At 42.3% G+C, this 18,918-nt stretch carries 15 protein-coding genes; 8 read left to right on the forward strand and 7 right to left on the reverse strand.

The genetic code is table 11. The annotated features are described in order from the left end of the window. Nucleotides 1-95: 95 nt before the first annotated feature. The 6 genes from NST58_RS27955 to ascB form a co-directional block, all read right to left on the reverse strand. A complete protein-coding gene (locus NST58_RS27955; protein WP_076304969.1) occupies nt 96-2,168 on the reverse strand; it encodes a penicillin-binding transpeptidase domain-containing protein in 2,073 nt (690 codons plus the stop codon). 545 nt (nt 2,169-2,713) lie between these two features. Beyond that, on the reverse strand, nt 2,714-4,771 hold the full coding sequence (locus NST58_RS27960; protein WP_076130323.1) for an iron ABC transporter permease: 2,058 nt from the start codon (nt 4,769-4,771) through the stop codon (nt 2,714-2,716). Between the two features lie 8 nt (nt 4,772-4,779). Next, a complete protein-coding gene (locus NST58_RS27965; RefSeq protein WP_339244939.1) occupies nt 4,780-5,802 on the reverse strand; it encodes an iron-siderophore ABC transporter substrate-binding protein in 1,023 nt (340 codons plus the stop codon). Nucleotides 5,803-5,951: 149 nt separating this feature from the next. Continuing rightward, nucleotides 5,952-6,791 (reverse strand): PRD domain-containing protein, encoded by an 840-nt coding sequence (locus NST58_RS27970; RefSeq protein ID WP_076144575.1) that lies wholly within the window; start codon nt 6,789-6,791, stop codon nt 5,952-5,954. Nucleotides 6,792-6,920: 129 nt separating this feature from the next. Next, the gene (locus NST58_RS27975) at nt 6,921-8,765 is read right to left on the reverse strand and encodes a beta-glucoside-specific PTS transporter subunit IIABC (protein ID WP_339244942.1); all 1,845 of its coding nucleotides are present in this window, start codon (nt 8,763-8,765) and stop codon (nt 6,921-6,923) included. A gap of 280 nt (nt 8,766-9,045) precedes the next feature. Further along, the gene (ascB, locus tag NST58_RS27980) at nt 9,046-10,458 is read right to left on the reverse strand and encodes a 6-phospho-beta-glucosidase (protein ID WP_076194102.1); all 1,413 of its coding nucleotides are present in this window, start codon (nt 10,456-10,458) and stop codon (nt 9,046-9,048) included. A gap of 112 nt (nt 10,459-10,570) precedes the next feature. Between ascB and NST58_RS27985 the strand changes: the two genes are divergently transcribed. Continuing rightward, the gene (locus tag NST58_RS27985; protein ID WP_076130318.1) at nt 10,571-11,539 is read left to right on the forward strand and encodes a LacI family DNA-binding transcriptional regulator; all 969 of its coding nucleotides are present in this window, start codon (nt 10,571-10,573) and stop codon (nt 11,537-11,539) included. A gap of 86 nt (nt 11,540-11,625) precedes the next feature. Continuing rightward, nucleotides 11,626-12,219, forward strand: coding sequence for a YdeI family protein (locus NST58_RS27990; RefSeq protein ID WP_076098816.1), 594 nt, complete (start codon nt 11,626-11,628; stop codon nt 12,217-12,219). 20 nt (nt 12,220-12,239) lie between these two features. Here NST58_RS27990 and NST58_RS27995 read toward each other — a convergent pair whose 3' ends face one another. Continuing rightward, nucleotides 12,240-13,151, reverse strand: a complete 912-nt coding sequence (locus NST58_RS27995) for a LysR family transcriptional regulator (RefSeq protein ID WP_076194098.1) — start codon at nt 13,149-13,151, stop codon at nt 12,240-12,242. A 135-nt stretch (nt 13,152-13,286) separates the two neighbouring features. Here NST58_RS27995 and NST58_RS28000 point away from each other — a divergent pair, with 135 nt between their 5' ends. The 6 genes from NST58_RS28000 to NST58_RS28025 all read left to right on the forward strand — a co-directional run bounded on the left by NST58_RS28000 (nt 13,287) and on the right by NST58_RS28025 (nt 18,915). Further along, nucleotides 13,287-14,900, forward strand: a complete 1,614-nt coding sequence (locus NST58_RS28000; RefSeq protein ID WP_076194093.1) for a carboxylesterase family protein — start codon at nt 13,287-13,289, stop codon at nt 14,898-14,900. A 44-nt stretch (nt 14,901-14,944) separates the two neighbouring features. Further along, nucleotides 14,945-15,742, forward strand: coding sequence for a sulfite exporter TauE/SafE family protein (locus NST58_RS28005; protein WP_076194090.1), 798 nt, complete (start codon nt 14,945-14,947; stop codon nt 15,740-15,742). Nucleotides 15,743-16,021: 279 nt separating this feature from the next. Then, on the forward strand, nt 16,022-16,519 hold the full coding sequence (locus tag NST58_RS28010) for a DedA family protein (protein WP_076130315.1): 498 nt from the start codon (nt 16,022-16,024) through the stop codon (nt 16,517-16,519). Between the two features lie 30 nt (nt 16,520-16,549). After that, a complete protein-coding gene (locus NST58_RS28015; protein ID WP_076194087.1) occupies nt 16,550-17,113 on the forward strand; it encodes a methyltransferase domain-containing protein in 564 nt (187 codons plus the stop codon). Nucleotides 17,114-17,144: 31 nt separating this feature from the next. Next, nucleotides 17,145-17,825 (forward strand): response regulator transcription factor, encoded by a 681-nt coding sequence (locus NST58_RS28020; protein WP_339244948.1) that lies wholly within the window; start codon nt 17,145-17,147, stop codon nt 17,823-17,825. A gap of 55 nt (nt 17,826-17,880) precedes the next feature. Next, nucleotides 17,881-18,915 carry a HAMP domain-containing sensor histidine kinase gene (locus NST58_RS28025; RefSeq protein WP_339248806.1) on the forward strand — a complete coding sequence of 345 codons (1,035 nt, stop codon included), beginning with the start codon at nt 17,881-17,883 and terminating at the stop codon, nt 18,913-18,915. The last annotated feature ends 3 nt before the right edge of the window (nt 18,916-18,918 follow it).

Raw genomic sequence — 18,918 nt, forward strand, 5'->3', positions numbered from 1 at the left:
TTACAATATTTTAATCTGGAACCCGTTCCTTCGATCCGCCACAAACCGCTCTGTAAAAAGAAAAAGAAAGCGCAGTGTGCGCTCTCTCCTTTGTGTTATTCGCTGATACTTTTATCCACATTTTTCTTCGGAATTCCATCCAATCCGTACTCCCAATCATAAGCATCAAAAATTTTTCTCGCTACAGGTGCTGCACTGCTAGATCCAAATCCGCCTTCAGGAATAACTACAGCTACAGCAAGCTTTGGATTTTCACGTGGTGCAAAAGCTATAAACACTCCGTTATCACGGTTTATGTTTTTACTATCCGTCTGTTGTGAAGTTCCTGTTTTACGCGCAAAATCATAGGGGAAATCACCGAAGGCACTTTTAACGTCACTGTTCATCCCTTTCTTTATCTCCCGCCAATAGGATTTATCGAAAGTAGTCACTTCATCAAGCACTTCCCGTTTGAATTCTTTGATAACTTTACCTTTGGAGTCCGTGATCTTGCTTACTAGCTGTGGTTTGATTCGTTGCCCTTCATTGGCTAGTGTAGCCGCATATTGCGCCAACTGAAGAACGGTATAACGTCCCTGCTGCCCAAAAGAAGCATAAACAAGTGCCGACTGAACTGAACCCGCTTTAGCTTCAGCTTTATAATTCAAATCACCCAAGTATTCCCTTGGTAAACCTATCCCTGTTGGCACACCTAGACCGAATTCTTTCATATATGTGTCCCATACCCCGATGCCCTTAGACTTGTATTTTTCGTACAATTTTTTTCCGATCATATCAACCATATATACGTTTGAAGATTTTTCAATGGCTGTATAAGGATACAAAGAGCCGTATACATGATTGGATGAGTTCCTTACATTAGTCTCATGTCCTTCCCTACCAAATGAGGTGATCCCTTTATCTTGATAAGTAGAAGAAGTACTTATAAAGCCCTCTTTTAAGCCAATTAACACACTCAATGGTTTTATGGTCGAACCAAGCAGCACGGTGGATTCAAAATTATGCCCTGATCTTCCTGATGAGTATGGAGTTATCGTTCCATTTTGGTAATGCTTTTCAATTTTTTTATACACCTCTGGAGAGATCGAACCCGTAGCCCAACTGTTGGTATCATAGTCAGGCATACTTGCCATAGCAATAACATTACCTGTATCCACTTCCATGGCTACAGCGTAACCTGTTAAAGCATCAGGATGTGTTTCTCCCTGAACGGTGTGTGAATGCAACCACTGAATCTGATCTTTAATGGCTTCTTCGGTCTTCAGCTGAATTTTTTTATTAAGGGTCGTCCAGATAGTGCTTCCTTTGACCGGGGGTTCAATACTGACAATTTTTTCCGCCATATTCTGCGGATCTACGGAAACTTCCTTATAACCATTCTGTCCCCGAAGCTCCTTCTGGTATTGCAGCTCCAAGCCATCAAAGCCTACTAGCTCATCCTCTTTATAGTTAAGTCCAGGGTTCTGATTATTTTTCATCGCCTGAAGTACATCCTTATAAAGATCTAAACTAGTAGAGGATTTAAAAAATTTCACGTAACCAACAGCTTGTACAGCCACCGTATCGGTATCATAATGCCTGCTACTTTCCTCTATCACTTCAAGGTTTGGATATTCGTTTTTGTGTTCTAAAAAATAAGCGATTTCTTTCTTAGTTAAACCTGATTTAATTCTTCGTGCTACATAACCAGAGAGTTTTTTTGAATATAAATCCATAGACTCAAGGATCTCTTCTGTGGTTAGTTTTTTCTCATTAGGATCACCATAAGTTTCGAAGGCTTCTGCTAACTTGCTGGCGAGTGCCTTTGATTTATTATTTGCCTCAGCAGTTAAGGTAACTTTTTTCGTAGTTTTATCTGTTTTTGTTGCGGTATATTCCTTATCCAAAGTAAGGTACAAAGATTGAACGGGCGTTGAGTATGCCAATTTCTCACCATCAGCAGCGAGGATATTCCCTCTCAATGCCGATAATGCCACTATTTTCGTATCCCGATTAGCCTCAGCTTCAGATAACGTAGGTCCTTCGACAAATTGCAAGACCGCAAGGCGTAGGATAATCACACAAAAAATAATAAAAGTGCTAAAGAAAAAAATATTGATTCTTAATTCGCCAGAGTTGTTAATAGTTTTGCTGTCGTCTTGTACACCTTTTCTGTCGAAGAGCCTCACATAATCCCACTCCTTATTTCCAAAATTCTACAGCATAAGATTAAAGTATAAACTAGCAAACGGAAATATACAAAATTAAGAATAATAGTTAAATAATTGTTCACAAATCGATAATATCCAATTAAAAAAGCAGCTTTCCCCGGTATGGGAGAATCGCTGCTTTTTGTTTATGGGCGTTGGTGGCCTGCACCAATAAATTCTCAACATTCGCTGAGGCCTACGGACTCAGATGACGTTATATGCGCATTTTTAGCCTTTGGAGCTTGGTTTCGGACTCCAATGACGTTATTTCATAGGAAGAAGGGCAAATCGGGTGCTTTTCATACCAATAGCGACTATGCGGTCCGTTGGCACTTCAAATGCGAAATAAAGCTGCGTTTAAGGTCATCTGTGTCCGATAGCTGTAGCGTAAGGGAGGGGAATTTTAAACAGATGAAACGATGTTTGAGGAGTTCTTGATAGAGCAAGCTCTAATTAATCAGGGGGTGCCCAGCAGCCATTTTACGGCTGATGGGGCACCCCCTGATTTTTTCTTATAACAAAATCTACACTTTTCTAACCTGTGACCGGTACATTAAAAACAAGAAATACGGAGCCCCAATCAGCATAATAATAAGGCCTGAAGGGATTTCTTTCGGCGCCATTATGGTTCTTCCGAGCGTATCGGCAATAACGAGCATCAAGCCGCCAAGTAACCCTGACAAAACAATCGATCGTCTCGTATGATGACCAATCATCATACGCACCGCATGCGGCGCCATGAGTCCGAGAAAGCCAATTGTTCCCACACTTGCAACGGCTCCCGCTGCAAGCAAAACGCCGATAATCATAGCCCAAAGCCGCGTTCCTCGAACCGGCAAGCCCAATCCTGTTGAACTCTCGTCACCAAATGCCAACAAATCGCATTTTCGGCCCAAATAGTATGCAATCGGAACAAGTACAAGCAGGAATGCAAATAGGATGTAAAATTGATTCCAGCTTCGTCCATAAGTCGAACCCGTTAACCAAATTAAGGAGCTACTGCTCCATAAACTTCCTTTGACGATCATGACCTGGATTCCCGCAGAGGCAATAGCAGAGACTGCGATTCCAAGCAAGATCAGAACCGATGGATTCAAGGACCTGCGCCAGGCCATAAAAAAGACAAAAGCAGCAGCCAGTGCCCCACCCACGATTGCGGCAAGCGGAACTGCAAATACCGTCAATGCTGGCCAAACGGTCATTACGGCCAAAGCACCAAAGCCAGCCCCTGAGGTCACACCAATAATAGAAGCATCTGCCAATGGATTTCGAACAGCACTTTGAATCAATACACCACTGATTGCAAGTGCGATCCCTCCTGCAGCCGCTACGAGTGTACGGGGAAGCCGTAAATTCAGCAGGACGGAATAGGATTGATCCCCCCTATGGAACAGACTACTTAGCAATTCACTGATCGGTATTTTTGTTCCCCCAAACGATAAGCTTACGAGGATAATAACAATGAGCAGCACGGTCATAACTATAACCGTCGGCACAAAGCGCAGACGCAGTCCCGCCCCACCGATACTCATCGATGATTGGCCAGCGCCTGAGCCCGATATATTTTTCATCTTGGTGAGTACCAGCCAAATGAGCCACGGGGCTCCAATAATCGCCATAACTGCACCAACAGGCATTTCACCCACACTGCTTCGCACTACACGCGCTAGCGTATCCGCTGCCGTGATGAGCAAGGCTCCCCACAACGCGCTTGCAGGAATGAGCAGGCGATGCTTGCGAATCCCACTAAGTCTGACGAGATGGGGAGCCACTAAGCCGACGAAGCCAATCGGTCCAACCACGCTGACTACAACCGCAGCCATTAATACCGATAGGCCAAGTCCTGTCGCCCGAATTAACCCTACTCGCTGTCCAAGTGAACGAGCGGTTGACTCATCGAGCTCCAGCGCATCAAATTGTCTGCCGGCAAATATCGCTGCCAATAGCAGTACTACGACAAAAGGCCAGGCATATATAACACCGTCCCAATCCAACTGGATTAGGGAACCTGAACCCCATAAAAACAGATTTTGTGTTTCTGTTCTTTTAAAAATATGTATGGCCGATGTAAACGCTCCGAGCACCATGGAGACGATCATACCTGACAAAGCCAGCCGAACAGGTGTGGCTGCCTTGCCTCCACTCAATAAATAAGCGGCTAAAGCAGCAAGCAGTCCCCCTGCAACTGCGAGCAAAAATGGAAACTCATGCTGCAAAGCAGGAAAAGCTACCATACCAAGCACGACCATAAAGTATGCCCCGGCATTAATCCCAAGTGTATCTGAGGAAGCAAGCGGGTTCTTCGTTATAGTTTGCAATAATGCCCCAGCCACAGCCAGAGCAGCCCCGGCCAGCAGACCAATAACTGTACGTGGCATGCGGATATCCCAGAGCAGATTATGTTCCATTATATCTTGGCGATTCAGCAAACCATCTATTACAGTAGCTGCAGGGATCTTGGCTTCCCCAAAGCCTAAACTTAAAACGAACAGAATGAAGAGGACGGCAAAGCCGCCCCCAAATATTCCAATGATCCGCCAGTTCATGCCGATAGAGGCTTCTTTGCTACTCTTTTCGTTCATAACCGCACTCATTTCGTTAATGTATTTACAACTTCATCCACGATAACTTTAGAGGAGATCGGACCGCCGAACACCCAAGTAGTACTGCTCAATCCGAAGGTGCGATTCTCTTTCACAAAGTTAAGGCCATTCCAAACGGAATTATCCTTCAGTTCTTTCGTGAAAATATTATCATCCTCTTGGACGATATAGATCAGATTTGTATCCTGAACCGCAGGCAATGCTTCAACTGTAGAGGTGCTGAATCCGTAAACTTCGAAATTTTCAGGTTTCCAGTCGTTTTTCAGACCGATCCGATCCAAAGTTTGTACCGCAAGTGAATTATCTGTAAAAAGACGCATCGTTGCTGCATTCTGGTAGCTGTATGCTTGTGTCAGTACATAGTTCAAGCCTTCTTTGCCTGCATCAGCCAGCTTTGCTTTTGCATCTGCATAATGTGCATCCAAATCAGCAAGAACCTTATCGGCTTCTGCTGTTTTACCTACTGCCGCTGCAATCGTTTTGAAAGTATCTTCCATCAGTGTGTACTGATTACCTTCTCCTTCATTCGGATACAAGCCGAAAATCAATGTTGGAGCGATACTTTTAAGTTGATCATAGATTCCTTCATGCCCACCCGTATTGGCAATAATCAGATCAGGCTTTAATGAAGCAATTGTCTCCAGATCTGGCTCGTCACGGGAACCAACATCAGTCACGTTTGCATCAAGTGGTGCTTCAGAAGTCACATACAGCTTATAGTTTTCGTTATCTGCGTTACCTACTGGCTGCACTCCCAGTGCAATAACATCCTCCGTAAAGGTCCATTCCAATACCACAACTTTTTGTGCAGGTTTGTCCAGCGTAATCTCACCTTTAGAATCCTTTAAAACAATAGGACCGCTTGTAGATTCACTGCCCGCGTTTTCAGCAGCTGGTTTATCAGTTGCTCCCGCGTTCGATGTTGAATTGTTCTTTTGGTTAGTACTACAGCCCGATACGACCAATATAATAGCAATAACCATAAATAAACTAATTAACCTTTTGTGCATTTGCTTTATCCCCCTGGATTCAACGTTCGAAGTTGATTCCATGATAACCGTTATCAATCTATTGATAATGATTATCACAGAAAACATATTAGTAATCTTATACGCGATTCTCCCGAAAGTCAAAGTTAAAATTTAAGGCTTAACCGTCCCTACTCCATGATCTGGTTTGTAATTCTTTCAATGTGTATGGTCAGATACAGCATTTCATCATTTGTTAACTCCCGATTATATGTTTTATCAATATAGATTTTAATTTTCTCAACGCTTGCGAAAGCTTCCTTATACTGCTGCTTTACCAAAATAAATAGGCCATTCTCATTATCAGGAGGTGGAGTACCATTGATGAGACGTTGTGCAAAAAATTTCAAATGAGTGATAAAACGGTAATAAGCAAGGGACTCCTCATCGTACTCTAGCCTGAAATGGCGCTTCACGATATTTAGGATGTCGTTCATAATCTTGGTGATATTCACCATGTTAGGCATCTCTTCATTTAGTTCTGCATTCACCAGATGGAGCGCAATATGTCCGGCCTCATCTTCGGGAAGTCTGACTCCGAGCTTGGAATGTATAATTTGAAGCGCAGCTTTCCCAACCTCATATTCTTCTTTATAGAATTTTTTGATTTCCCAAAGCATGGCGTTTTTAATCTTCATCCCTTTTGAGAATCTCTCCAGCGCAAAACTGATATGATCTGTCAGACTAACATAAATACTGTCATCCAGCATTTTACCGAGCTGCAGTTTGGCGAAGTTTATAATCTCTTCTGAGAGCTCCATGTGCTCGATTGGAATCTCGGAAAGCAGCGTTTTTAGCTTATCTGAAAGTTTTTGATTACTTAAAGTGAATATCTTTTCAATTTTATCTTCTTCTAAAAAGTCTCCACGTTTTTTCTTAAAGGCCAGTCCTCTTCCCATAACTACTAGTTCAAAATTTTGGTCATCTATGACAGTAACAACATTGTTGTTTAACACTTTTTCGATCCGCATATTACAGCTCCTTACCTTTTCATCTTACGAAGCTAGCACTTTTTTATAGTATTCTATAATAAAAAATCGATCTCTAAGTAGCAGTACTAAGAGATCGATTCCATTCATACCTTATGACTCTTCAATAGATCACACTACAACAGTCAGCAAATCTTCACCCGGTGTAATAACTGTTTTATTGGTACCAATCACATCACTATAATTAGCCGTATTGGTAATAATTATCGGTGTTGTGCATTGATAACCTTCATTTTTTATTTGTTCAAAATCAAACTCAATCAATAGATCACCCTGTTTAACGGTTGCTCCTTCTTGCACCTTCACATCAAAGTATTTACCTTTTAGCTTCACGGTTTCTATACCGATATGAATCAAGACCTCAACACCCTCATCCGATACTACCGCAATACAATGACCTGTTCTGAAAATAGTGGATACAACTCCACTTACCGGTGAATAAAGCTTACCTTCTGTGGGTTCAATTGCAATCCCCTTGCCCATTGCTTCAGAAGCAAAGGCAGCATCATCTACTGAGGTTAACGGGATTACGTTACCAGCCAGAGGGCTTACAACGGTTGAACTTTTAACGGCGTGAGGGAGGATAACCTCGCTTTTTTCAGTATTCGTTTTTTCTTCTACAATATTCACTTTCTTTTTATCTTCATAACCAAATACCATGGTAATTACCATAGCCAATACAATGGTCACACCTGCTATAATCGCTTGAACGGCCAGCGGAGAGAATGCGGGAAGACTTAATACGCTCACAAATGCGAAGACTTCCATCTTCACTTTGAAAAGACCACTAAGTGCTCCACCTACACCGCCGGCAATGGTTACATAAATGAAAGTCCGTTTGTAGCGAGTCAGCAAACCGTAAATAATAGGTTCTGTTACACCTGAAAGCGCGCCTGGTATAAATGTACTGCCGGCCAATGTTTTCAACTGTTTGTCCTTTGTTTTCAGGAAGATACCCAACGCTACACCCAGCTGCGCGAAGATGGCCATGCCGGCCATTGCATATATTGGATCTCCACCCTTAGCAATGTTCTCAAGAATAATTGGCACAAGTCCCCAGTGCAATCCGAGTACAGTCAAATACGTCCAAGCTATTCCCACAATTGCCCCTGTAACAATACCGCTTTTCGTACTGAGGAACAAAATAGCGTCTCCAATTAAATTCCCTACATTCACGCCAAACGGTCCGAAAGCCAAAATAGTTAACGGAACAATCACAATCAAACATAGCATAGGGACCAAGAACATCTGCAAATCCTTGTGTATAAACTTTCTTAGCTGCTTATCCAATAAAGCGTATATACAGATGGCGATAAAAATCGGAAACACGCTTGATGAATAGTCCGAAATTACTAAAGGAATACCTAAAAAATGTGGAGATTCAACACTTGCTAATCCCGTAATATTAGGTTCAAGTAAAGCCGCACCGATACTACCACCCACATAAGCATTAACACCCAGCCTAATCGATAACGTAATTCCTAAGAAAATGGGTAGAAAATAAAACACAGCATTACTAGCGCCGGCTAATACTTTGTAAGTTTCACTATCCGCACTTAGAACATGTAACGAAGCAAGTACGGTTAATAGCGCTTTCAACATACCCGCACCTGCTAAAGCACCAATCAGAGGCGAAAAGCTTCTAGAAATAACATCAAAAATCAGAGTCCCTATAGGTTTCTTTACCTTGTTCTCGCCAGAGTCACTGTTAGGGGATATGGATTTGGCAATTTCTTTATACACATCAGCAACATGGGTACCCACTATAACTTGAAACTGTCCCCCTTTGCTAACTACCCCAATAATCCCTTTCATTTTTTCCAAATTTTCTTTATCAGCTTTTTGCTCATCGTTAAGTGTGAATCTTAGTCGCGTGGCACAATGAATCACATTGTTAATATTTTTCTCCCCACCGACAGATTGAATAATGTCTTTACTTAGCTGTTCATAACTCATTTTTATACACCCCTTTGTAACAGATCAATTAATCACGGATATCAGGGAACACAAAAAAACCTAAATCACATCTATGTACGAGAGAGATTATCCCCGTAATCATAAATGAAACTTAGGTTTTGCCTGCTATGCAGTAGCAATCCTGATATCCGATTAATTTATTATTTACAAATTAACATGTTCAATTAATGATGTCAACAATAAACCAGAGCCTGTATAATATTGGATAACAAAAAAGACCCTGATAAATCAAGAATAACTTGATTATCAGGACTTTTTTTTAGAACAGGCTTTGTCCGTTGGATTCAATTACTTCTTTGTACCAGTGGAAGGACTTCTTACGGTATCTGTCCAGTGTACCTGAACCATCATCATGACGATCTACATAAATGAAACCATAACGTTTCTTCAGCTCGGCGCTTGTTGCGCTAACCAAGTCGATGCAGCCCCAGCTTGTGTATCCCATAACTTCCACGCCATCAGCAATAGCTTCCGCTACTTGAACCAAATGATCTTGCAAATAATTGATCCGGTAATCATCGTTTACGATCTTCTCACCGTTCCCGTCTACAACCAGCTGATCGACGGCGCCAAGGCCATTTTCCACGATAAACAGCGGTTTTTGGTATCGGTCATAGAACATATTCATCACATAACGCAAGCCCTGCGGATCGATCTGCCAACCCCATTCGCTCGCTTCCAGATACGGATTCGGTACCCCACCCAGCAGGTTTCCTTCTCCTCTGATCTGTTTCTCCGGATCAGCCGTTTCACATGTGCTCATATAGTAACTGAACGATATGAAATCCACGGTATGCTTCAGAATTTCCTCGTCCCCTGGCTCGAAATGAATGTGAATTCCATTTTCCTTAAAGAACCGTTTCATATAGCCTGGATAATAACCTCTGCTATGAACATCCGCAAAAAACATATTTTTGTGATCACTTTGCATCGCCTTGATCAAGTCGTCCGGATGCGGAGTGAGCGGATAAATTGGCATGCTCAGCACCATGCAGCCTATTTTGAAATCAGGATTGATCTCATGACCGATTTTTACCGCCAAAGCACTTGCAATGAACTCATGGTGAATGGCCTGATACAGATCCTGCTTACTCAATTTTTCCAATGGAGTATTGATTCCGCCACTCATAAATGGGAACTCTAGGATAGAATTGATCTCGTTAAAGGTCAGCCAGTATTTGACCTTGTTCTTGTAACGATTAAAGATCGTTCTCACATAACGCTCGTAAAATTCCACCATCTTACGGTTAACCCATCCATCATACTCTCGTGCCAAATGCAGCGGGGTCTCATAATGGGAGATCGTAACTAGCGGTTCGATGCCGTATTTATGACACTCGTCGAACAGGTCGTCGTAGAACTGCAAGCCCTGTTCATTCGGCTCCAGCTCGTCCCCTTTCGGGAAAATCCGGGACCAGGCAATAGACGTCCGGAATACTTTAAAGCCCATTTCCGCAAACAGCTTAATATCTTCTTTATATCGGTGATAGAAATCGATACCAATCAACTTCATGTTATCGTCGGTAGGAACTTCTGTAGGCGCAGACTTAATGCCATGCGGCATGACATCTTGGGTAGACCAGCCTTTGCCATCATCCTGATATGCCCCTTCAAGCTGGTTAGCGGCTACAGCCCCACCCCATAGGAATCCTTCTGGAAATTGTAAGTTCATATTTCTTCCCGCCTTTGCTATTGTGATAGTATAGGTTTACTGCTCTAATCCGAATCCTAAACCTTGGAACGCGTTACATGTCAAGGATTAATCTTGCAAAGGAGATAAGCCGATGTCCACACTTGACGAAATTGCTAAGCTGTCGGGCTTTTCCAAAGCTACGGTATCCCGAGTCCTGAACGATTCTCCCCATGTCAGCAAGGAAACTAGGGAGAAAATTCTCGCCATTATGAAAGAGACGGACTATGTTCCCAATCGGAATGCCATATCTTTATCCAAAGGCCAAACCCAGCAAATCGGCATGATTACCTTAGACCTCAACGAGCTTATTTTGTGCTTCATGAACAGCTTCGTCGAAATTTCCGGCCGTTACGGGTATCAGACGATTATTTATACCACCGGCGGTGATAAGCAAAAGGAACTTCAGGCCTTCGAGGATCTCAAACAAAAAAGAGTCGACGCTCTGCTTATTCTGACCGCTGTTAACGATAAAAATGTCATAACTTCCTACTGCAAATACGGCCCGATTGTGTCTTGGCAACGCATGGACCATCCTGAAATACCGTCAGTTGCCATGAACCAATATGACGGATATGCACTCGCTCTAGAGCATTTGATAGAGCGGGGTTATACGCGTATCGCTAATGCTTTTGGCCGCCCAAGCAGCATAAATACCCAGAGTAGACGACTAGCTTATGAGCAAATCATGACCAAATATAATCTTCCCATTGTTGAGAAATGGTATTACTCCACGATTTATGGAATCCGTGACGGAGAGCAATTGGTGCGAACCCTAATTGGACAACCAGATCAGCCGGATGCCATTCTGTGCTCCAATGATTTGGTGGCGGTGGGCGTTCTGAGCGAAGCACGTAGACAGCAGCTGGAGGTGCCCCGTGATCTAGCCATCATTGGTTTTGATAATTCGGAGCTGTCACAGACACTCGGAATTACCACTGTTCGGAATCCGATTGCAGGACAGGCGGAGAACGCCTTTCTTCTGCTGGCTCCAACCCTGCTTGGACTGGATATGGAGCTGCAGCCCCTATCATTCCAACTGATCGAACGGGAGACAACATAGGTTGCCCATTCCCAGAAGATTACGACTGTACATTCCATAAAAAAAGTAAAATTGTATTGAAAATATGATGAAGATGGGTGTTTTTTATGACAAATAATGTATTGAATCCTAGGGTTGATAAATTTTTAAGTAAAGCGAAACAATGGCGGGAAGAATATGAGCAGTTGAGAACGATCGTGCTTGATTGCGGGCTGACCGAAGATTATAAGTGGATGCATCCATGTTACACATTTGATGATAAAAACATAGTATTAATTCATGGATTTAAAGAATATTGTGCGCTTCTCTTTCACAAAGGTGCCTTGTTACAGGATCCCAATGGGATTCTAATTCAACAAACAGAAAATGTGCAGGCAGCGCGCCAAATTCGGTTTACGAATGTGCAACAAATCGTTGAAATGGAAGCTGTTCTGAAAGCCTACATTCAAAATGCCATAGAAGTTGAAAAAGCGGGTTTGGAAGTCGAATTAAAAAAGAAAGAGGATTACCTCATTCCTGAAGAGCTTCAGACTAAATTCGCTGAACTTCCTGGCTTGAAAACTGCTTTTGAAGCCCTAACGCCTGGACGGCAAAACGCATATATTTATCATTTTTCTCAAGCCAAACAATCCAAAACCCGCGTATCCCGAATTGAAAAATTCATCCCGCAAATCCTTGAGGGCAAGGGATTAAATGATTAGCGTTGCTGACAATGAGTCAATTAAGCCTTAGGGTTAGTTGACTCATTTTTTAATTTGTCTTCTTCTAACTGCTTGTAATAATCCTCAACAAAGGCCTTGAACTTTTTAGCGACATTAGTCATGTACCGGTTGGTATACCATGAGATTTCAATGGTGCGGGTACTTATGGGTTCTTCAATGGGAAGAAGCACGACAGAGGATCCTTGAGACCCCCCCCAAGTTACAGCGGGGATAAAAGAAACCCCTAGTCCCGAACGGACTAGACTGCGTACCATCGAAGGCTCATCGCATTCATAAATGATACGCGGAGCAAATCCGGCGGCGTGACATAGAGAATCCGTCGTGTCGCGCAGCTGCTTGCCTATTTTCAAACTAATAAAACCGTCTTCCGCGAGTTCATTCAGACGTACACTTTTACGGGTTGCGAGCCTGTGCTCATTAGGAACCGCCAGCAGGATTTCTTCCGTTAATACCGGTGTCGACACTGTTCCTGGAATCTTGAGCGGAGTAGAAGAAATACACAAATCAAAAGCCGGATAACGTGAGATCTCCTGATCCTGCTGCAATAGCTTGAATTGAGCTTCCGGGTATTTCTGACGAAATAATGTGATCATATCCGGAAGCAAATAGGAACCCGCTTGGATAAAAATCACTACAGTTCCTGTCGGTCGCTCAGACAAGTCCAATAGCTCTGTTTTCCCCTCCTCTAACGTTTGTAGGGCTAAATCAACTTTCACAAGAAACCGCTTTCCATATTCATTTAATCGAATGTATTTTCCTGTGCGATCAAACAATTTGACGTTTAATTCGCCCTCAAGATTTTTGATCATTTTACTTATAGCAGGCTGTGAGATTTGGAGTATTTCGGCTGCTTGGGTCATATTCTCAAGCTTTGCAACCGTTTGAAAGTACCGAAGCGAAAGTAAATCCAACGAACCCACCCTCTTCTATAACCTTAGAGTTATGTATTTTATATATAATAATATATTTTTCATCATCATAGCAGAACACTATAATAAAGAGAATTAAAAATACATAAGAATCTGCAGGAGAAAGGGGAACTATAAATGAGCACACGAGAACCCATGGAAGAAATTATTACAGTCTCCAGCGGTCAGCTTAAAGGCATACGTCTGCCAACACTTGGGGCGATCGCATGGTTAGGGATTCCTTATGCGGAACCTCCCATAGATAAGCTCAGATGGAAAGCACCGCGTGAGATAGAACCTTGGACAGGTGTATTGCCTGCATGCCATTTTAATAATAGCAGTGTCCAATTCATTCAAGGGGAACCTGGCGGCAGTGAAGATTGCCTCTTTTTGAATATTTGGCGACCGGATCATGCCGAGGCAGGCTTACCCGTATTCGTCTTCCTCCACGGCGGCGGAAATATTGGGGGTTCGGGACGGGATTTTCAAGCTGGAGAATTGGCGTGTAAGACAAATAGTATAGTGGTTACAGTGAATTACCGTTTAGGAGCAATGGGATTTTTCCGGCATCCCTCACTCCGAACCGGGGACCCCTTGGATGACTCAGGAAATTACGGTCTCCTCGATGTTCTTCATGCGCTAAAGTGGCTGCGCAATAACATTGTTTGCTTTGGGGGAAATCCAGGGAACATAACATTAGGGGGCCAGTCTGCAGGTGCAAGAAATGCATTAGCTGCTTACCTTTCACCGCTGGGCAGAGGGCTCTTTCATAAGCTTTTTATTATGAGCGGAGGTTTAACAACGGCTGTTACGGAGCAAAGCGAAGAAAAAGCAGATGACATTTTAACAGAGTTATTAATAAAAACAGGAATGGTCAGCACTCAAGGTGAGGCAAGAGTATGGATTTCCACACAATCTGCGGATAAGATTTCCGCCTTCCTATATCGTCAGAATGCCTTTCACTTTGTCGAAATCATTCGTGAGACGGGGCTTCAGATGGCTGCTTTTCCCCATTTGATCGAAGATGGCACGGTCATTCCTATTGGTGGCTTCGACAATCTAAATAACCGCGATCACCCTTCCCTGCCGATCATCCTTGGCAGCACTGCCAGCGAATTCTCCGAGTTCACTTTATGGGATACTCATTTCTTCTCCCTAGTGCAAAAGGAAGAGTTAGCCGGAAATCTGGAAGAAAAGAAGCTCTATGAAGCTGCAGTCCAATATGGGAGCGATCTGTATGCAGAATTTAATGTAGAGCAGACTACAGAGATATTATTAAGTGCGATTCCGGAGATGCCCATCTATGCTTACCGCTTCGCCTGGGGGTTAAGAGACGGAGTGATCGATCCTTATATCCGTTTTCTTATGGGTGCCCCGCATGGTGCAGACATCCCCTTCTATACAGGTGACTTTTCCGGTGTCCAGGAAAGATTTCCTGCGGATGTAATTTCCGAGCATAACGAGCCTGGGCGTAACATGCTCTCTTCCCTAATGAGGGACTATTTACGGCATTTCCTATATACCGGTAATCCTAATGCTGAGGGACAACCTGCTTGGCAACGATACACCCCTAATCCCCGGTCTGCGGAAATTCTCTGGTTAGATGCTAGCCAGGATCAAACTATTGTTCAATCCGTCTGCAAACTTGTAAAAAAAGATATCCTGTCCCAAATGGACAATGATCCCCGTTTAGCAGCAGAACAGCGCAATTGGCTAAAAAACAATTTATTTGCGGGACGTTTTTTCTGGTAAGATAAATGATTGTAGAATTCACGTAGAGGAAGGAACATGCTGTTGTGCTAACTTACTTACTGCTCTTAGTCATCGGGCTAGCAGCTGGCATTTCCGGTTCATTGGTCGGACTTGGCGGCGGGTTCATCGTTGTGCCTGCGTTGGCTTTCCTTTTTCCTGATATGGAGCCTTCACATCTGGCTGGAACATCAATGGCGATGCTGCTTTTCAACTCCATCTCAAGTACTTATGTGTACGCAAAGCAGAAGAGAATCGATTATCAAGCAGCGCTCACCTTTGCCGCCGTTTCGATTCCGGGTTCAGTAATAGGTGCACTCTTTACCAAGCAAATGGGCGGGAGAATGTTTTTCGTAAGCTTCGGTATTTTCTTAATCCTTGTCGCTTTATTGCTCTTGTTCAAGCCGAATAAACCCATCCATTGGCCTTTCAAACCAACCGTGAAGCGAAGCTTTTCCGATAATAGCGGTGCTCATTTCGAATATGCTTATCATATGCCTACCGGCATAATCATCAGTTTTCTTGTTGGCTTTGTAGCAAGCCTATTTGGGATTGGCGGCGGGAGTCTTATGGTTCCGACAATGACCTTACTTCTCAACTTTGCCCCCCATATCGCTGTTGCAACTTCTATGCTTCAAATTTTCCTGTCAGCTATCGTAAGCACCACAACACATGCCTTTTTATTGAATGTTGAATGGTTTATGGTGTTAGCCCTAGCACCTGGCGCAATTATCGGCGGTCAAATTGGCGCACGCCTGGCAAAACGCCTTCCTGCCAAGCTGCTTTTAAAGCTATTAGCCGTTTTTCTCATCATCGTTTCGCTTCGTTTGATGATGAAAGGGTAGGTCATTATGTAAAAAGTCCTGATGGATCAAGAGTTTCTTGATCCTCAGGACTTTTTTATTGTGACTGTGGGACTGATTCCTTGATATCAGCGACATTTCAAATTGCAAGGCAGAAACGGATCCCTTCTTCTATCATAATTTAGCCCCCTATAAATAAGAGACTTGGCCAATCCTATCGAATTTTAAGTCTCTTCAGGATTTCTTTAGAATTCCCCCACCTAATTCCTCAGTTTTTTTAGTTAAGATTTCTGTATTGAAGTAAGCGAAGGAGGTGGCATATTGGCCAGTAATACCGTCTTAGAGCTAATCAATCAGTATGGATATCTGATTTTTTATCTTGCTTTCACGTTAGGCCCTTTTGGAATTCCAATCCCTAATGAAATTACAATCCTCACTGGAGCTACCCTAAGCCACATGGGGATTATCAATTCCTGGATGACTTATTTCTGCATTTTATCAGGGCTATTAACGGCCTTTACGGTTGCCTACTTTGCAGGTAAATTCTTTGGGCAAAAGCTGAAGTGCAAATTTGAAGCTAATAGACATTTTAAAAAAGCAGAGCAGATTCTAAAAAAACGTGGGCGTACAGCTATGTATATCGGCATGTTTATTCCAGTTGTACGTTACATCATTCCCATGTTGATCGGGCTCAGCGGTACAAGCTATAAACGATTTGCCCTTATTTCATATCCCAGTGCTTTAAGTTGGACCTTACTGTTCTTTTTTGTAGGAACGTACTTTGGAGATCACATCCTATCAAAATTAATAAACATCTAAATCAATTCTAAAATTATGGAGGAATTCCGAATGAGCTTCAATGAAAAACTCTTATTTTTAAGAAGTTTTATTCAGGATCCAAAACAGGTAGGCAGTGTTACCCCGAGTTCCCGGTTTCTGGCACACAGCATGGTTAACCAAGCCCCTTGGCATGAAGTTAAAGCAGTCGCTGAACTTGGATCAGGTACAGGTGCAATCACCCGTGTAATCAATACTAAGGTAACTAGTACAACGAAAGTGTTACTATTTGAGATGGATAAAACCATGAGGCATAACCTGAAGACAAGCTATCCGGACTTTTCTTGTTATCATAATGCTGCTAGTTTAGTAGAAACAATTAAAGGTTCACATATTCATCAGTTAGATTGTATTTTTAGTGGGCTGCCCTTTTTCAATTTTGAGCCCGAATTAAGAAATACATTGGTTGAACAGATCTACCAATCCCTTAAACCTGAGGGATTATTTATTGCCTTTCAGTATTCACTTCAAATGAAGAAGCAACTCTCCGAATATTTTAATATTGATACAATAAAATATGTGCCATTTAATTTCCCTCCCGCTTTCGTCTACGTCTGTCGTAAAAGGGAAACATAATAAAATAAATATAGAAGAGGGGCAGCGTCCATTGAATACAATTCTTGTTGCAGATGATGATTCTGAAATTCGAGATGTGATTCATGTTTACTTAAGAAATGAAGGTTACCAAGTGCTTGAAGCTGCAGATGGTCAAGAGGCGTTGAGTACAATACAAACAACATCCATTCAACTGGTTATCCTGGATGTCATGATGCCTCAAATGGACGGTATCACAGCCTGTCTCAAAATTAGGGAAATATCAAATATCCCAATTATTATGCTCTCAGCCAAGCAAGAGGACATTGATAAAATCACGGGTCTAACTACCGGGGCAGACGATTACATGATCAAACCGTTTAATCCACTGGAACTACTGGCCCGTGTAAAAGCTCAGTTACGGCGTCAGTCCTTAATTGGAAAGGAAGAATTCAACTCTCTGCTTATAATTAAAAACCTGATCATAGATAAAAATAAACATTTCGTAAAGTTAAATGGAATTGAAGTTTCATTAACTCCACTAGAGTTTGCGATTTTAACCCTGCTTGCAAGCCGGCCTGGGCAAGTTTATAGTTCGGAGCAAATTTACGAGAGTGTATGGAAAGAGCCTTACGGATATTCTGACAATACCGTAATGGTTCATATTCGTAACTTAAGAGAAAAATTAGAGGAAAATCCAAGAGAACCTCTGTATATTAAGACAGTCTGGGGAGTTGGTTACAAAGTTGATTAAAATCATACAAGATCTACAAATAAATAAACGCATTCAATCCAATATCTTAATCAGGATGGTGTTGAGTTTCATAATTACCATTGCGATAAATACCTCACTTAGCATCTTGTTCTTTCATTTTGGAAATGCAACAAAATTGGATTGGGTGTTCAATTTTCTTGCCTACCTTCTTACTCCGATGTTTTTCATTATTTTCGTTATTACATTTTTTACATTGACCCGGCGAATCGTCAAAGATTTAATTGCGCTGGAACAAGGACTTCAGATTATATCCGAAGGTAATTTGAGTTATCGGGTAAAAGTTGTGCGCCAAGATGAACTAGGACTGGTGGCTTTGAACATCAACCGGATGGCAGAGCGCTTAGAGCAACAGATCATCAAGGAACGCGAAATAGAAAAATCCAAGATGGAGATGATCACGGGGATTTCACACGACTTACGCACCCCTCTTACAAGTATTATCGGGTATATTGAGCTTTTACGTACAGAATCGTACCAAGATAAAAAAGAATACACACGTTTTATTCAAAACACCTATAACAAGGCGCTTCATTTGAAGAAACTCCTTGATGATTTGTTTGAATATACCCGACTTAATTCGGTGGATTCCCGTTTAAATCTGGAGAGAATCGATTTTTCGCAGCTTTTGAATCAATTGTTGTTCGAATTCGAACCAATCGCTCAAGAAAACAATGTGCATCTTATAAAAGATATAGATAAGAGCCCAATCCTCACCTTAATCGACAGTGAGAAAATAGCCAGAGCCATAGATAATCTACTTATGAACGCCTTAAAATATTCCATCAGCCCGGGAAGCATTAGCATACGAATTACAACTGATTCTGAACACTGTACCATTGAGATTGAAAATAAAGGAACTCCCCTCTCACAGGATCAAGAAAACCGTCTATTTGACCGATTTTATAAGGTTGACCACTCAAGAAAAAGCCAGGGAATTCAAACCGGGGCAGGACTTGGTCTTTCGATAGCTAGGAATATTGCTGAGTTGCACAAGGGTACTTTAACGCTTAAACACACTCATGACGTCTTCACATTCCAACTGAGATTGCCTTTCGGAGAGGATTGCTAATTG

The sequence above is a fragment of the Paenibacillus sp. FSL R10-2796 genome (assembly GCF_037965315.1).
In the GTDB taxonomy this organism is placed as follows: Bacteria; Bacillota; Bacilli; order Paenibacillales; family Paenibacillaceae; genus Paenibacillus_AQ; species Paenibacillus_AQ odorifer.

Excerpts from the sequence above, each read along its gene's own strand:
- NST58_RS27975 (WP_339244942.1), bottom strand. The coding sequence starts at position 8,765 with ATGAGTTATGAACAGCTAAGTAAAGACATTATTCAATCTGTCGGTGGG.
- NST58_RS27960 (WP_076130323.1), bottom strand. The coding sequence starts at position 4,771 with ATGAACGAAAAGAGTAGCAAAGAAGCCTCTATCGGCATGAACTGGCGG.
- NST58_RS28025 (WP_339248806.1), top strand. The coding sequence starts at position 17,881 with ATGGTGTTGAGTTTCATAATTACCATTGCGATAAATACCTCACTTAGC.
- NST58_RS27970 (WP_076144575.1), bottom strand. The coding sequence starts at position 6,791 with ATGCGGATCGAAAAAGTGTTAAACAACAATGTTGTTACTGTCATAGAT.
- NST58_RS27965 (WP_339244939.1), bottom strand. The coding sequence starts at position 5,802 with ATGCACAAAAGGTTAATTAGTTTATTTATGGTTATTGCTATTATATTG.
- ascB (WP_076194102.1), bottom strand. The coding sequence starts at position 10,458 with ATGAACTTACAATTTCCAGAAGGATTCCTATGGGGTGGGGCTGTAGCC.
- NST58_RS28000 (WP_076194093.1), top strand. The coding sequence starts at position 13,287 with ATGAGCACACGAGAACCCATGGAAGAAATTATTACAGTCTCCAGCGGT.
- NST58_RS28015 (WP_076194087.1), top strand. The coding sequence starts at position 16,550 with ATGAGCTTCAATGAAAAACTCTTATTTTTAAGAAGTTTTATTCAGGAT.
- NST58_RS27990 (WP_076098816.1), top strand. The coding sequence starts at position 11,626 with ATGACAAATAATGTATTGAATCCTAGGGTTGATAAATTTTTAAGTAAA.
- NST58_RS27985 (WP_076130318.1), top strand. The coding sequence starts at position 10,571 with ATGTCCACACTTGACGAAATTGCTAAGCTGTCGGGCTTTTCCAAAGCT.